The 13254-nt window shown below is 69.0% G+C and carries 15 protein-coding genes; 7 read left to right on the top strand and 8 right to left on the bottom strand.

Annotated elements, in window-relative coordinates:
• Positions 1-187: 187 nt before the first annotated feature.
• On the bottom strand, positions 188-1201 hold the full coding sequence (locus OG558_RS18570; RefSeq protein WP_329484600.1) for an RNA polymerase subunit sigma-70: 1014 nt from the start codon (positions 1199-1201) through the stop codon (positions 188-190).
• A gap of 413 nt (positions 1202-1614) precedes the next feature.
• On the opposite strand from OG558_RS18570, the gene OG558_RS18565 reads away from it, so the two are divergent.
• Positions 1615-1965 carry a hypothetical protein gene (locus OG558_RS18565; RefSeq protein ID WP_405071372.1) on the top strand — a complete coding sequence of 117 codons (351 nt, stop codon included), beginning with the start codon at positions 1615-1617 and terminating at the stop codon, positions 1963-1965.
• Here OG558_RS18565 and OG558_RS18560 read toward each other — a convergent pair.
• Positions 1926-2276, bottom strand: a complete 351-nt coding sequence (locus OG558_RS18560; protein ID WP_405071371.1) for a hypothetical protein — start codon at positions 2274-2276, stop codon at positions 1926-1928. The two genes, OG558_RS18565 and OG558_RS18560, sit on opposite strands and share 40 nt — an antisense overlap.
• On the opposite strand from OG558_RS18560, the gene OG558_RS18555 reads away from it, so the two are divergent.
• Positions 2275-2658 carry a tyrosine-type recombinase/integrase gene (locus OG558_RS18555; RefSeq protein WP_405071370.1) on the top strand — a complete coding sequence of 128 codons (384 nt, stop codon included), beginning with the start codon at positions 2275-2277 and terminating at the stop codon, positions 2656-2658. The genes OG558_RS18560 and OG558_RS18555 overlap by 2 nt on opposite strands.
• Before the next feature lie 60 nt (positions 2659-2718).
• Here OG558_RS18555 and OG558_RS18550 read toward each other — a convergent pair whose 3' ends face one another.
• Positions 2719-3882 (bottom strand): acyl-CoA dehydrogenase family protein, encoded by a 1164-nt coding sequence (locus OG558_RS18550; RefSeq protein ID WP_405071369.1) that lies wholly within the window; start codon positions 3880-3882, stop codon positions 2719-2721.
• Between the two features lie 135 nt (positions 3883-4017).
• Here OG558_RS18550 and OG558_RS18545 point away from each other — a divergent pair, with 135 nt between their 5' ends.
• On the top strand, positions 4018-5355 hold the full coding sequence (locus OG558_RS18545) for a UDP-glucose dehydrogenase family protein (RefSeq protein WP_405071368.1): 1338 nt from the start codon (positions 4018-4020) through the stop codon (positions 5353-5355).
• Here OG558_RS18545 and OG558_RS18540 read toward each other — a convergent pair.
• The 3 genes from OG558_RS18540 to OG558_RS18530 form a co-directional block, all read right to left on the bottom strand.
• Positions 5352-6578: an MFS transporter gene (locus OG558_RS18540; protein ID WP_329484591.1), complete on the bottom strand. Its 1227-nt coding sequence runs from the start codon at positions 6576-6578 to the stop codon at positions 5352-5354. The genes OG558_RS18545 and OG558_RS18540 overlap by 4 nt on opposite strands.
• A gap of 75 nt (positions 6579-6653) precedes the next feature.
• Positions 6654-7157, bottom strand: coding sequence for a 5-(carboxyamino)imidazole ribonucleotide mutase (gene purE / locus OG558_RS18535; RefSeq protein ID WP_329484590.1), 504 nt, complete (start codon positions 7155-7157; stop codon positions 6654-6656).
• Between the two features lie 8 nt (positions 7158-7165).
• Positions 7166-8338 (bottom strand): 5-(carboxyamino)imidazole ribonucleotide synthase, encoded by a 1173-nt coding sequence (locus tag OG558_RS18530; RefSeq protein ID WP_405071367.1) that lies wholly within the window; start codon positions 8336-8338, stop codon positions 7166-7168.
• Between the two features lie 155 nt (positions 8339-8493).
• Here OG558_RS18530 and OG558_RS18525 point away from each other — a divergent pair, with 155 nt between their 5' ends.
• Positions 8494-9054: a GtrA family protein gene (locus tag OG558_RS18525; protein ID WP_329484588.1), complete on the top strand. Its 561-nt coding sequence runs from the start codon at positions 8494-8496 to the stop codon at positions 9052-9054.
• 12 nt (positions 9055-9066) lie between these two features.
• On the opposite strand, the gene OG558_RS18520 is transcribed toward OG558_RS18525, so the two are convergent.
• The gene (locus OG558_RS18520; protein ID WP_405071366.1) at positions 9067-9855 is read right to left on the bottom strand and encodes a hypothetical protein; all 789 of its coding nucleotides are present in this window, start codon (positions 9853-9855) and stop codon (positions 9067-9069) included.
• A 224-nt stretch (positions 9856-10079) separates the two neighbouring features.
• Between OG558_RS18520 and OG558_RS18515 the strand changes: the two genes are divergently transcribed.
• Entirely contained in the window at positions 10080-11291 is a 1212-nt protein-coding gene (locus OG558_RS18515; protein WP_405071365.1) for a GNAT family N-acetyltransferase, read from the top strand.
• Between the two features lie 10 nt (positions 11292-11301).
• Here OG558_RS18515 and OG558_RS18510 read toward each other — a convergent pair whose 3' ends face one another.
• Positions 11302-11928, bottom strand: coding sequence for a PH domain-containing protein (locus OG558_RS18510; protein WP_329484585.1), 627 nt, complete (start codon positions 11926-11928; stop codon positions 11302-11304).
• Positions 11929-12014: 86 nt separating this feature from the next.
• On the opposite strand from OG558_RS18510, the gene OG558_RS18505 reads away from it, so the two are divergent.
• A complete protein-coding gene (locus OG558_RS18505) occupies positions 12015-12380 on the top strand; it encodes a hypothetical protein (protein WP_405071364.1) in 366 nt (121 codons plus the stop codon).
• Positions 12377-13150 carry an MFS transporter gene (locus tag OG558_RS18500; RefSeq protein WP_405071363.1) on the top strand — a complete coding sequence of 258 codons (774 nt, stop codon included), beginning with the start codon at positions 12377-12379 and terminating at the stop codon, positions 13148-13150. The genes OG558_RS18505 and OG558_RS18500 overlap by 4 nt, the downstream gene beginning before the upstream one ends.
• Positions 13151-13254 lie beyond the last annotated feature (104 nt).

Genomic DNA, 13254 nt, shown 5'->3' with positions numbered 1-13254 from the left:
AGGTGCCATCGCTGCCTCCTCGTCGGTCAATGCGTCTCAGCCGTCGTCGCCCGCCGGCTCGCGGGCCGGTGCGGGCGCGTCGGCCAGCAGCCGCCGCAGCTCCTCCCAGGCCCGTATCCCCTCGCGCAGCCCGCGGACGCGGAAGAACTCGTGCGGCGCGTGCAGCCTCTCCGTGGCTCGGTGCTGGCTATCGGCTGGGGAGCGATCGCGGTAGCCCGAACCACGGCAGCACGCTGGCCTCGAAGCGGGTCATGCCGCAGATCCGGCCGCCGGCAAGGGTGAGCACGTAGAAGGCGGTCGCGTGGCGGATTCCGGCCGGGCCGCGCAGGTATGCCCCGAACGCGGGCTGGCCGTTGGCTCGGGCCGGCACGAGGTCGAACCTGCGGCCCGCGGCGAACTGGCGGGCGCAGTAGCGGGCCACGAGTTCTCGGCCCTCGTATCCGAAGGGCTCCGGAGGCATCGCGATGAAGACGTCGTCGGTCAGCAGGGCCACCAGCGCGTCGAGGTCGGCCGACTCCCACGCGCGGGCGAACATGGCCACGACCGCGTCCTCGGCGGGCGAGCCAGCGGCGGGCGGCGGCTGGTGGCCGGCGGCCGGCTGCTCGCGGCGCTGCAGGCTAGCGCGGGCTCGTTTGAGGGCGCTGTTGACCGATTGGACGGTCACCTCCAGCATGCCGGCTACCTCGCTGGCGTGGAATCCGAGGACGTCGCGCAAGATGACGACGGCAACCTGGCGGGGCGGAAGCATCTGCAGGGCGGCCACGAAGGCCAGCGAGATGGCTTCGCTCTGCTCGTAGCGGGCCTCCGGCCCGAGCGGCTGGTCGACGGCGCCCTCGAGGAACGCGTCAGGAAACGGCTGCAGCCAGGCGGCCTCGTCGCGCGGGGTCGGCACGGGCGGTTGGAACTGCGACATATCCCACTCCCTGGCCGGGCGTCGGCTCGCCGCGCGGCGCGCGTTGAGGCACCGGTTGGTGGCGATCTTGTACAGCCAGGTGCGCAGCGATGCGCGTTCCTCGGTGAACCCGCCGATGCCTTGCCAGGCGGCCAGCATCGTCTCCTGGACGGCGTCCTCGGCGTCGGCGAAGGATCCGAGCATCCGGTAGCAGTGCACCTGTAGCTCCCGCCGGTGGGACTCGGCCAGCTCCCGGAACGCCTCGCCATCCCCGGCCCGCGCCCGTGAGAGCAGATCGGCTGTCACCATCCTGCACTCCTTCCTTCCGCACCTTGTCGTGCCTCTGCCCGGTATATACACCGCCCATGGCGCGAACTGGGCGGCTCGCGGGCGCCCAGTTTCCCGGTGCCGCGGTGTATGCACTAGCGACCGCCCGGACGATCCGCCCACCGGATCGTGCCGCGGCAGCTGGAAACGACCCTGGAGGTTGACGATGGAATCGTCCGCATCGGCCGGGCGCGTGGCGTTCGCCGTTCTCGATCGCCGCCGCCGCGGGCGCTGCTGAACGTGCAAGTCCCAGGCACGCACGGGAAAGCAGCCACCCGCAGGAACCACGTAAGCAGGACGCTCGCTCGTGTGTTCGCCGGCTGGCGGACGGGCCTGCCGCGGCCCGTCATCGTTCTTCAGGCTGGCTCGGACCACCGTAAACAGCCGGCACCGGAATGGCTGGCGCGGCCCGAAAGCTCGGCGTACCGCTCGCCGAGATGGGCGCCGGACGCCGATTCGCGCCGCCGTACCGCTGCCTGCTCGTCCAAGGAGCGGCTGTCGCTCCGCTCGGAACGGAGGAACTCATGCATCCCTACATCGGTAAGGCGATGGCCGAAGCCCGGCAGGACGAACTGCTCGCTCAGGCGGAGCGGCATCGTCTCGTCCGCGCGGCGCGAGCCGGTCGGACGTCCTGGCCGGTTCGATGGCTGCACGCGCTACGCCGGCGTTCGTCAGGCGGTCTTCGGACCCCACCGGTCAGCGCCGCTCAACCCGGTGGTTCGGGTGGGATGACGGATCCGAGTTGAATCGCGAGGCGCTGGATGATGTCGGCGCGGCTCTGTCCGGTGGCATCGGCCAGCCAGATGATCAGCTGCGCCTCGATGAGGTGGTTGAGCCAAGCCTGCCGGCTGCGGGTCGTGTTCATCGCCGCGACGCCTTCGGCCAATGCCTGCTGGTCGTGCTCGCTGACCGGGCCACGGAGCTTGATGCCGACGGCGCCGGCCTGGTTCACTGCCGCGATCATCGCGACCTTCTGCTCCAGGTGCTCCGGGTCGTGGCCAGGTTCGCCGAAGATCGTCATCGCCCCCGATGGCACGGTGCGGGCCGTGGAGCTCATGTTCGCCTGGACGGATGGGAAGCAGATCCGAGCTCGGAACTACGACGAGACGATTTGGAAGCCCGCGCTAGCGACGGTCGGCGTCGTCCCGCCACCTACTCGGGACAACCGCGGTCGTCGCCACTACATCACGGACCGCAAGACCGGCATGCATGCCCTGCGCCACCATTTCGCCAGCGTGGCGCTCCACAACGGTGTCAACATCAAGGAGCTCGCCGAGTACCTGGGTCATCACGATCCCGGCTTCACACTTCGCCGTTACACCCATCTTCTGCCGTCGTCGCATGACCGTGCTCGCTTGGCCGTCGACTGTCGCTTGGCAGGGCTTCTCGTTCGGCTGACGGAGCAGGCACGGAGCAGCGGCGATTCCGCTGCAGCCTGACCTCCGGCGGACCAGGCCGCCCGCGGGAGCTCAATATGAGCCTGACCCGCGGAAACGTCGTCAGCCGAGACCCTTGAGCAACTGCCGCGCCATGACGATTCGTTGGACCTGGTTGGTGCCTTCGTAGATTTGGGTGATCTTGGCGTCGCGCATCATGCGTTCGACCGGGTAGTCGTGGGTGTAGCCGTAGCCGCCTAGGAGCTGGACGGCATCGGTGGTGACGGCCATTGCGACGTCGGAGGCGAAGCACTTGGCGGCGGCGCCGAAGTAGGTCAGATCCTTGTCACCACGCTCCGAGCGGGCGGCCGCGGCGTACGTGAGCTGCCGGGCGGCCTCGATCTTCATGCCCATGTCGGCGAGCATGAACTGCAGGCCCTGGAACTCCGCGATCGCCTTGCCGAACTGCTTGCGCTCCTGCACGTACCCGAGCGCGTAGTCCAGCGCACCCTGGGCGATCCCGAGCGCCTGCGCGGCGATCGTCACGCGGGTGTGGTCGAGCGTCGCCATCGCGGTGCCGAACCCGGTGCCCGGGGCCCCGATCAGCCGCGACGCCGGGATCCGCACGTTGTCGAAGTACACCTCGCGGGTCGGCGAACCCTTGATGCCGAGCTTCTTCTCCGGCGCACCGAAGGAGACACCGTCGTCGGACTTCTCGACCACGAAGGCGGAGATCCCTTTCGACCGCGCGGCCTGATCGGTCACCGCGAACACCGTGTAGAAGTCGCTGACGCCGGCGTTGGTGATCCAGCGCTTCACGCCGTTCAGCACGTACGAGTCGCCGTCGAGCACCGCCCGCGTCTTCATCGAGACGGCGTCCGAGCCGGCCTCGGGCTCCGACAGGCAGTACGAGAACATCGAGTCACCCGCCGCGACCGGCGGCAGGTAGCGCTGCTTGACCTCCTCCGACCCGGACAGCAGCAGCGGCAGTGAGCCGAGCTTGTTCACCGCGGGGATCAGCGAGGTCGAGGCGCACGCCCGGGCGACCTCCTCGATCACGATCACGGTCGCGAGCGCGTCCGCCCCGGCGCCGCCGTACTGCTCGGGGATGTGCGGGGCATGGAAGTCCGAGGCCTTCAGCGCGTCGTACGACGCTTTCGGGAACTCCGCGAGTTCGTCCACGTCACCGGCGTGCGGGGCCACCTTGGCGTCGCAGACGTCGCGGACGGCGTCCCGGATCGCCTGGTGCTCCTCGGACAGCGCGTACAGGTCGAATGAGTTACTCACGAGTCGCACTGTACGACGCGGGCCCGCCGCTCGGCAGCCGTCGGACGCCGAAAGTGACCAACAGCGCACGCCCTGGTGGGCCCTCGGACATGAGCCGGTCACCGGGTGATAACCGTGGTGGGTAGAGTCCCGGACATGAGTGAAGCGACCTCCCGCCCCCTGCGGATCGCCGTGATCGGTACCAACTACCTCGGGGCGAACACCGCCGCGGGGATGGCCGAGTTCGGTTTCGACGTCGTCGGGGTCGAGATCGACGAGCACCGGCTGAAGCTGCTGAACGACGGCAAGGCCCCGCTGTACGAGCCCGGGCTGGACCCGCTGCTGAAGAAGCACGTCGACTCCGGCCGGCTGCGGTTCACCAAGGACTACCGCGAGATCGCGGACTGGGCCGACGTGCACTTCATCAGCGTCGGCACGCCGCAACTCGAGGGCAGCGAGGCGGCCGACCTGACCCAGGTCAACTCGGTCGTCGACATGCTCGCGCCGCTGCTGACCCGGCCGACGCTGGTGGTGGGCCGGTCGACGGTCCCGGTCGGTACGGCGAAGCACATCGAGCAGCGTTTCCACACCGAGGCGCCGGCGGGTACGGCGGTCGAGCTCGCCTGGCAGCCCGAGTTCCTGCGCGAGGCGCACGGCGTGGACGACACGCTGCACCCGGACCGGCTCGTGTTCGGCGTGGAGTCGGCGACCGCAGAGGCCCGGCTGCGTGAGGTCTTCGCCACACCGATCGCGGAGGGTTCGCCGGTGGTCGTGTGCAACCGGCCGACCGCGGAGCTGGTGAAGGGCGGCGCGAACGCCTTCCTGGCCACGAAGATCTCCTTCATCAACGCGCTCGCCGAGCTGGCCGACGCGGCCGGTGCGGATGTCACCCAACTCGCCGACGCGCTCGGGTACGACAGGCGGATCGGCCGCGGCATGCTGAACGCCGGCCCCGGGTACGGCGGCGGCTGCCTGCCGAAGGACCTACGCGCGTTCATGCACCGGGCCGGTGAGCTCGGCGTCGAAGAGGTGATCACGCTGCTGCGTGAGGTCGACGACATCAACCAGCACCGACGCGCCCGGATCGTCGACGTCACCCACGAGGTGCTCGGCGGCGAGTGGGTCGGCAAGAACGTCACCGTCCTCGGCGCCGCGTTCAAGGCTGGTACGGACGACGTCCGCGACTCGCCCGCGCTCGACGTGGCCGGCCGGATCCAGCTGCACGGCGCGAACGTCACCGTCTACGACCCGGAGGCGATGGAGAACGCCCGTAAGGTCCGCCCGACGCTGCGCTACGCCGCCTCCGCCACCGAGGCCTGCGAAGGCGCCCACGCCGTCCTCCACCTCACCGAGTGGCCCGAGTTCCGCGAACTCGACCCCGCCGCCCTCCGCGGCGTCGTCGAACACCCCGTCGTCATCGACGCCCGCCTCCTCCTCGACGCCGCCCAATGGCGCGCCGCCGGCTGGACCTACCGAGCCCCCGGCAAGCCCTAGTGTCCCGTGACAGTTGCGTTGCGCAGGACGGGGCGGGTCAGGACGACGAGACCGGTGAGGGCGGCGGCCACGGAAATGCCGAGGCAGACACCGGTGATGCCTACCCCGCTCACATCCGAGAGACTGCCGAGCACCGGGTTCATCACGACGAGCGCGAGGCTCTGACACAGCACGACGACAGATTGCAGGCGGGACTGGTACTCACGCTCGACGGAGTTCATCAAGAGCGGCAGCACGTGACCGGTGAACGTGCCGACGCCGATCCCACTGAGCACGCCGGCCGCGAAGGCCAACGGCAACGGGTCGAGTACGGACAGACCTAGCAGGCCCGCGGCGGCTACCAGCAGGCCGATGCCTGCGAACACACCCGGCCGTGGAAACGCGCCACGCATGAGGATGCGCACCGCGATCACTCCCACCCCCAGACTCCGGCTCGCGACGAGCAGACCCGCGGTCGCCGCGTCCCAGCCGTGCGACCGGGCGAGCAGCGGGAACAGCAACGCATCCAGCGGTATCAGCAACCCGGCCGCCACCGTCATCGTGATCAGCAGCGCGCGGGTGAGCGGGCGCCCGAAAGCGACCCTGATGCCGGCTGCGATCGACCGCAGCATGCCGGACGGCATCCGTCCGGGCGGGGCGATCGTCCCGCGCAGCAGGATCAGGACGATGATCATGGCGAGGAAGGTGAGGGAGTCGAAGGCGGCGGCGGCCTTGAGGCCGGCCCAGCTGACCAGGACGCCGCCGACGGCGGTGCCGGTGACGGCGAAGACGACGCCGGTGACCTGGAAGCTGGCCAGTGCGCGCGGAACCTGCTCCGGTGGGACGAGCAGGCGCGGCATGGAGCGCGACGACGGCAGGAAGAACGCGTCGATCACGCCGACGACGAGGGCCAGCACGACCAGCAGCCAGACCGGCTCGCCCACGGCCAGCGAGGCCGGGACGAGCGCGGCGGTCACCAGGAACATCGCCGTACAGCTGGCCAGCAGGACGCGGGGGGCGCCGAAGCGGTCGCCGACCGCGCCGCCGACCAGGAGCAGGGCGGCGCGCGGTGCGGCGGCGAGCAGCAGGATCAGACCGGCGACGCGGCCGCCGTGCTGGCTGGCCGACCATCCGATGGCGAACGTCATCGTCAGGTCGCCCAGGAGGGACACGGCAGCACCGAACAGCCAGATCCAGTAACGGACCGGGATGCGCTGCGTGTCCGGTTCAGTGGGCGGAGTCACGATCGACGACCTTAGACGACATCGGGTGGGATCTCATGACTACCCGTCCCCGGCTCTGGAAAACCAGCTACAAGACTAGCCTTTACGCAGCTCTGCCGCGCCGTCACGCACAGTACTGCCCTTCGCCCGGGCCAGGTCGGCCAGGGACTCCTGGAAGGCGATCATCCGGTCCCGCAGCTTCTCGTCGGACGCGGCCAGGATCCGGACCGCGAGCAGGCCGGCGTTGCGCGCGTTGCCGATCGACACCGTCGCCACCGGGACCCCGGCCGGCATCTGCACGATCGACAGCAGCGAGTCCATCCCGTCCAGGTACTTGAGCGGCACGGGTACGCCGATCACCGGCAACGGAGTCACCGACGCGAGCATGCCGGGCAGGTGCGCGGCCCCGCCGGCGCCCGCGATCAGCACCTTCAGTCCCCGCTCGTGTGCTGACCGTCCGTAGTCGATCATCTCCACCGGCATCCGGTGCGCCGAGATGACGTCTGCCTCAAAGGGCACGTCGAATTCGTCACACACCTCGGCCGCGGCCTTCATCGTCGGCCAGTCCGAGTCCGACCCCATCACGATGCCAACACTCATGGTCATTCCTATTCGTCGATGGTGCCGGTCAGATAGGCCGCCGCGTGCCGGGCGCGTTCACGGGTCTGCTCGAGGTCGTCGCCGTACGCCGTCACGTGGCCGATCTTGCGACCCGGCTTCACCGACTTCCCGTAGAAGTGGACCTTCAGCCCGGGGTCGCGGGCCAGGCAGTGCAACAGCCCGCGGTGCATGTCCTGGACGTCGCCGCCGAGCACGTTGACCATCACCGTGTACGGCGCTCGCGCGGCCGGTGATCCGAGTGGCAGATCCAGCACTGCCCGCAGGTGGTTCTCGAACTGGGACGTGATCGCGCCCTCGATCGACCAGTGACCGGTGTTGTGCGGGCGCATCGCGAGCTCGTTGACCAGCAGCCGGCCGTCGCGGGCCTCGAACATCTCGACCGCGAGGATGCCGACGACACCGAGCTCACCGGCGATCTTCAGCGCCGTCTGCTGGGCCTGCGCGGCCCTCTCCGGCGCCAGACCGGGCGCGGGCGCGGTGACCTCGACGCAGATGCCGTCCTTCTGGACCGACTCGACGATCGGGTACGCGACCGCCTGGCCGTGCGGCGAGCGGGCGACGATCGCGGACAGCTCGCGGACGAAGTCGACCTTCTCCTCGGCCAGGATCGGTACGCCGCTGCCGAACGCGACCGCGATCGCGTCGTCGTCCGGACCGTCCACGAACCAGACGCCCTTGCCGTCGTACCCGCCGCGGGTGGTCTTGAGGATGATCGGGAATCCGCCGAGCCGCTTGGCGAAGTCCACGACGTCCGCTCGTGTCTCGACCACCTGGTGTTCCGGTGAGGGCGCGTCGAAAGTGTCGAGCCGGCGCCGCATCACCGCCTTGTCCTGGGCGTGCACCAGCGCGTCCGGACCGGGATGGACCTTGATGCCGTCCGCCTCGAGCGCGTGCAGCAGGTCGGTCGGGACATGCTCGTGGTCGAACGTGACCACATCACACTCCGCGGCGAACCGCCGTACCGTCTCCGGGTCCTTGTAGTCGCCGACGGGCGCGTCCGCGACCGCCTGGGCCGCGGACACAGTCGGGCCCTCGGCCAGCACGCGGAGCTGGATGCCGAGCGCGATGGCGGTCTCCTGCGTCATCCGGGCCAGCTGACCGCCGCCGACCATGCCGACGACCGGCGTACCGACGGGGAGGTCGTTTCGTTCGAACTTCACAGCCTGGAGCCTAATGTCCATACATCACCGCGCGAACGGCGGCCACCGTGACACTCCTGGCACGCGCGGCGGATTTCAGGGTCGGCCCGGTCGGCAGGTACCGTGGGAAGCTGCCCTCCCCGTTGCGGTGTGATCACAGAAGGTTACAGAGACCGTTGAAACTCGTCACCACGATGTATCGCCAGTTCGAACACCTGGTGCACGAAGTGGCCAAGTTCGGTCTGGTCGGTCTGCTGGGTCTGGCCGTCGACCTTCCGATCTACAACTGGCTGGTCTTCGACAACCCGCTGGTGCTCGCCGACTCCGGCGTGGGCATGCTGCACGACAAGCCGCTGACCGCGAAGCTGATCTCGACGACGGTGGCGACCGTCGCGACCTACTTCGGGAACCGGTACTGGACCTGGCGGCACCGTGAGCGCAGCGGACTCCGCCGCGAGTACGTGCTCTTCTTCGTGCTGAACGGCATCGGCCTGCTGATCGCGGCCGGTTGCCTGGCCTTCTCCCGGTACGTGCTCGACCTGCACAGCTGGCTGTCCGACAACATCGCCGCGAACTTCATCGGCCTGGGACTCGGCACCTTGTTCCGGTTCTGGTCCTACCGCAAGTTCGTCTTCCGCGAGGAGATCGCCCTCGACGAGGCCGAGCACACACCGGTCCCCGAGTCCCCCGCCGCCCTCGATGACGAAAACACCGGCGACCTCCCCGTAGTCCGCTAACTGCTGCCCTCGTCACTCTCCGAACGGCGGCGTACTGCCGGCATTGCCATCCGACCAGTGGAAGTAGACCGGGTCGGCGAAGATGCTCGGGACCTTGCCGAGTGACTGGATGACCGTGGTCGCGCCGGTGGCATGGCCGACGGCGTACAGGTTGCCGGTGTGGGTGTCCCGGTCGATGCCGAGCAGCAGGGTGCCGTACTGGCCACACCTCTGCGCGATCAGCGTTTCGAAGCCCTGCCAGGTCTTACTCCGCACCTGCTTCACGATCGGTTTCATCGGCGCGCCGACCGGGATGTGGATCGTGTACAGCGCACCACCCCGGGTGTTCGCGAGGAATGTGTCGTAGGTCTTGGTGGTGCTGATCAGCGTCATCGACTTCACGGCGGCGAAGCCGGCGGCCGAGACCTTGCTCCGCCAGACGCCGTTGCTGTCGACGGACCAGCGGAACAGCGTGCCGTCGTTGCGGAGTCCATACGCGTTGGTTCGCCGAACCACCGTGTCGGCGTACGCGGTCGTGTCGAGGGCGACGAAGGTCCCCCAGCCGCCACCGATCCGCCTCACCCCACCGTCGATGACGGCGTCGTCCCCGGCCGAGTAGCTGGCGACATACAGCGCATCCCCCAGGACGCTGTAGCCCGACACGAAGACGACGCTGATCCCGTCATCGCCCAGCGACATCGAGGAGCTGATCCGGACTGCTCCATCGGGGTACACACCGCGCCCCAGGATGACGCCGGCCGAGGCCGTGGGCGGCGTTGCCGCGAACGCGCCCTGCTCCTTGTGGTCACCCCCGGCCGTCACCGACCCCACCGCCACCGGGCAGCCCCCCGCCGACGCCGCGCTTGGCGATGCAGCTGCGCTCGGCGTGGCGGCGGCCGTCCCGGGGATCAAGCCGGCCGCCACGAGCAAAGCTGCTGTTGTCGTTCCGAGGAGGTTCCTCATCGTGCACCGTCCCTTGTGTCTACCTGACCAGATGCTCGGTGGAGGACGTTGGTTATGCCAACTGGACGTGTGAAGATGCGGGCGTGACCGAGTTCGCCGTTCGTCCGGCCGTGTCCGAGGACTACGAAGAGGTAGCTGCCCTGTTCGGCGGGGCGATGATGTTCGAGCCGTCGCCCGATGACCTGCGCCGGAGACTGTTCGAACCCGACCGGGCGCTGGTGGCGACCGACGGCCCGGAGATCATCGGCACCACGCGTGCGTTGACCCGCGATCTGTCCGTGCCGGGTGCCGTGGTGCCCGCGGCGCACGTGACCGGGGTCGGCGTCCGGGCGACTCATCGGCGGCGCGGTGTCATGTCCGAGTTGATCACCCGGCAGCTGCGTGAGGTTCCGGAGGCGATCGCAGTGCTCTGGGCCAGCGAGCCCGGCATCTACGGGCGATTCGGGTACGGCGCTGCCGCGTGGGGAACGTCGTACGAGATCGACTTGCACCGGGTCGGGCCGCCCGACGTCAGGCTCCGTCCGGGCGAGGTGAGCGAGCTGGCCGCGGACGCCGCGGTGAAGGAGCTCGCCCCACTTCTGCGGAGCATGCAGGAACGGCGACCAGGTGTCTCCGGTCGCTCGGAGCTCGAATGGCAGAAGCACCTCGAGGACAAGAAGGACGCTCGCGACGGACGGACCGCCCGCCAGATCCTCGTACACCGTGACGAGACCGGCGCCGTGGACGGGTACGCGCTGTGGCGCGGCAAGATGAACTGGACCGCGACCGGCCCGGCCAACGAGGTGCTGCTCGAAGAGCTGGTCGCGATCAACCCGGCCGCGTACGGCGCGCTGTGGCACCACCTGCTGACACTGGACCTGGCCGCCACCCTCGGATTCGGGTACGCCGCCATCGACGAGCCGATCCAGCAACTCGTCAGCACCCCGACCGCGCTCAACCGGCGAGTGAACGAGTCCCTCTGGCTCCGGGTGACGGACGTCGTCCGAGCCCTCGAACAGCGTCGGTACGCCGTCGCCGTGGACCTCGTGTTCGACCTGACCGACGACCTGATCCCGGCGAACGCCGGGCGCTTCCGCCTGACCGCCGACGGCGCCGAGGTGCATTGTGAACGCACCGAGGATCCCGCCGACCTGAGTCTCGCCGTGACCGAACTCGGCGCGGCCTACCTCGGCGGCCGCCCCCTCGCCGAATTCGCCGCCACCGGCCGCGTCACCGAACACACCCCAGGCGCCCTGACCACCGCCACGGCGGCCTTCGTCTGGCCGGTCGCCCCGCTCACCATCGAGATCTTCTGACCGACAGGCTCTAGCGGTCGTTGTCGTCTGAGCTGAACAGCGTCTGGCCGTCGTCCGGGCCAGGCTGCGGTTGCTGCTTCGGCTCGGCGCGGCGGCGCATGTGGTCCGGCGGCTCCTCTTCGGCGAGGATGCCGTCACCGGGCCGGCCCTCCGGACCGCCGAAGAGCAGGTCGGACATCTGCAGGTGAACGTGCTCGACATGCGGTACGTCGGGCAGGACGACCTGGCCACGCTCGCCGGCGGACTCGATGTGCAGGGTCCCGCAGCCGAGGATCCGGTCGATCAGGCCGTGCTCGTAGGACACGTCGTTGATCCGCATCAGCGGGATGTCCCGCCCGGTCCGGGTGAGGATGCCGTGCCGGGTGATCAGCCGGCGATTCGTCACCGTGTACGTCGAGAAGAACCAGTTCAGGAACGGCTTCAGCGCAAAGGCCGCCAGGATCACCACGCCGACCGCGAGAATCGCGATCCGGCCCGGCGTCTGCAGGGATCCGGACGGCACGATCGCGGCCAGGAAACCGCCCAGCCCCGCCACCAGCAGCAGCAGGAACACCGGGAAGATCAGCGCCTTCCAGTGCGTCCGGGTGCTGACGACGACGTACTCGTCCTCACCCAACAACTTCGCCGAGATCGCCATGCCCCCAGTGTCACAGTTCCCGGGTTCGGTTGTCCCCCCGCGACACGATGGTTGAAGCCTTCACAAAATGCATACAGTGAGCCAAGATGCGCGAGGGGTTCGTGGCCGCCGGCTTCTGGGCCACCGGATTCCTGGTCGGCGCACTCGGCATCGGCACCAGCCAGCTCTGGCTGGTCTACCTCGGGTACGGCGTGATCGGCGGCATCGGACTCGGGATCGGGTACATCTCGCCGGTGTCCACGCTGATCAAGTGGTTCCCGGACCGCCCGGGCCTGGCCACCGGCCTGGCGATCATGGGCTTCGGTGGCGGCGCGCTGATCGCCAGCCCGTTGTCCCGCCAGCTGCTGAGCCAGTACGACTCCGCGTACGACCCGGACGTCAGCTCCTCGGTGGCGGCGGTGCCCTGGTCGGGCTGTTCCTCACCCTCGGCATCGTCTACTTCGCGATCATGATGTTCGGGGTGTTCAACATCCGGGTGCCCGCCGAGGGCTGGGCGCCGGAGGGGTTCGATCCGGCGACGGTCAAGCAGAAGCCACTGGTGACCACGGCCAATGTCTCGGCCGCGAACGCGATCAAGACCCGGCAGTTCTGGCTGCTGTGGGTGGTCCTGTTCTGCAACGTCACCGCGGGAATCGGCATCCTCGAGCAGGCGAGCCCGATGATCCAGGACTTCTTCCGCGGTCCGGACGGCAAGTCCAGCGTCGCGGTCGCGGCGGCGGCCGGGTTCGTCGGGCTGCTGTCGATCTTCAACATGGCCGGCCGGTTCGGCTGGTCCAGCACGTCGGACGTGATCGGCCGCAAGCCCATGTACACGATCTATCTGGCCATCGGCATCATCGCCTACTTCCTGCTCGCCACGGTCGGGCACAACAACACCGCGATCTTCGTGCTGCTGGCCGCGGTGATCATCTCCTTCTACGGCGGTGGGTTCGCGACGGTTCCGGCGTACCTGCGGGATCTGTTCGGCGGCTTCCAGGTGGGCGCGATCCATGGCCGGCTGCTGACCGCGTGGTCGGCGGCGGGCATCGCCGGGCCGCTGATCGTGAACGGCTTCCTGGACAAGGAGGGCAAGCCCGGCACACTGACGGCCGCGGCGTACCGGCCGGCGCTGTTCACGATGGTCGGCGTCCTGGCCGTCGGCCTCGTCGCCAACCTGCTGATCCGTCAGGTGTCCGACCGGTTCCACGAGAAGTCCGAGTCCACGCTGGAGGCCGCGCAATGAGTCAGTCCGTACGCCTGGTGATCTCCTGGCTCCTCGTCGCCGTCCTCCTCGGGTACGGCGTCATCGAAACCCTCATCACCGCGGCGAAGATCTTCACCAGTTAG

The organism is Kribbella sp. NBC_01510 (assembly GCF_045040325.1).
Lineage (GTDB): Bacteria > Actinomycetota > Actinomycetes > Propionibacteriales > Kribbellaceae > Kribbella.
This window is presented reverse-complemented; position numbering and strand designations above follow the sequence as displayed.

Bases quoted from the DNA above. Each gene is read 5' to 3' on its own strand.
- OG558_RS18565 (WP_405071372.1), top strand. From the start codon at position 1,615: ATGGCTGGCGCGGCCCGAAAGCTCGGCGTACCGCTCGCCGAGATGGGC.
- OG558_RS18570 (WP_329484600.1), bottom strand. From the start codon at position 1,201: ATGGTGACAGCCGATCTGCTCTCACGGGCGCGGGCCGGGGATGGCGAG.
- OG558_RS18545 (WP_405071368.1), top strand. From the start codon at position 4,018: ATGAGTGAAGCGACCTCCCGCCCCCTGCGGATCGCCGTGATCGGTACC.
- OG558_RS18560 (WP_405071371.1), bottom strand. From the start codon at position 2,276: ATGAGCTCCACGGCCCGCACCGTGCCATCGGGGGCGATGACGATCTTC.
- OG558_RS18500 (WP_405071363.1), top strand. From the start codon at position 12,377: ATGATGTTCGGGGTGTTCAACATCCGGGTGCCCGCCGAGGGCTGGGCG.
- OG558_RS18510 (WP_329484585.1), bottom strand. From the start codon at position 11,928: ATGGCGATCTCGGCGAAGTTGTTGGGTGAGGACGAGTACGTCGTCGTC.
- OG558_RS18505 (WP_405071364.1), top strand. From the start codon at position 12,015: ATGCGCGAGGGGTTCGTGGCCGCCGGCTTCTGGGCCACCGGATTCCTG.
- purE (WP_329484590.1), bottom strand. From the start codon at position 7,157: ATGAGTGTTGGCATCGTGATGGGGTCGGACTCGGACTGGCCGACGATG.
- OG558_RS18555 (WP_405071370.1), top strand. From the start codon at position 2,275: ATGTTCGCCTGGACGGATGGGAAGCAGATCCGAGCTCGGAACTACGAC.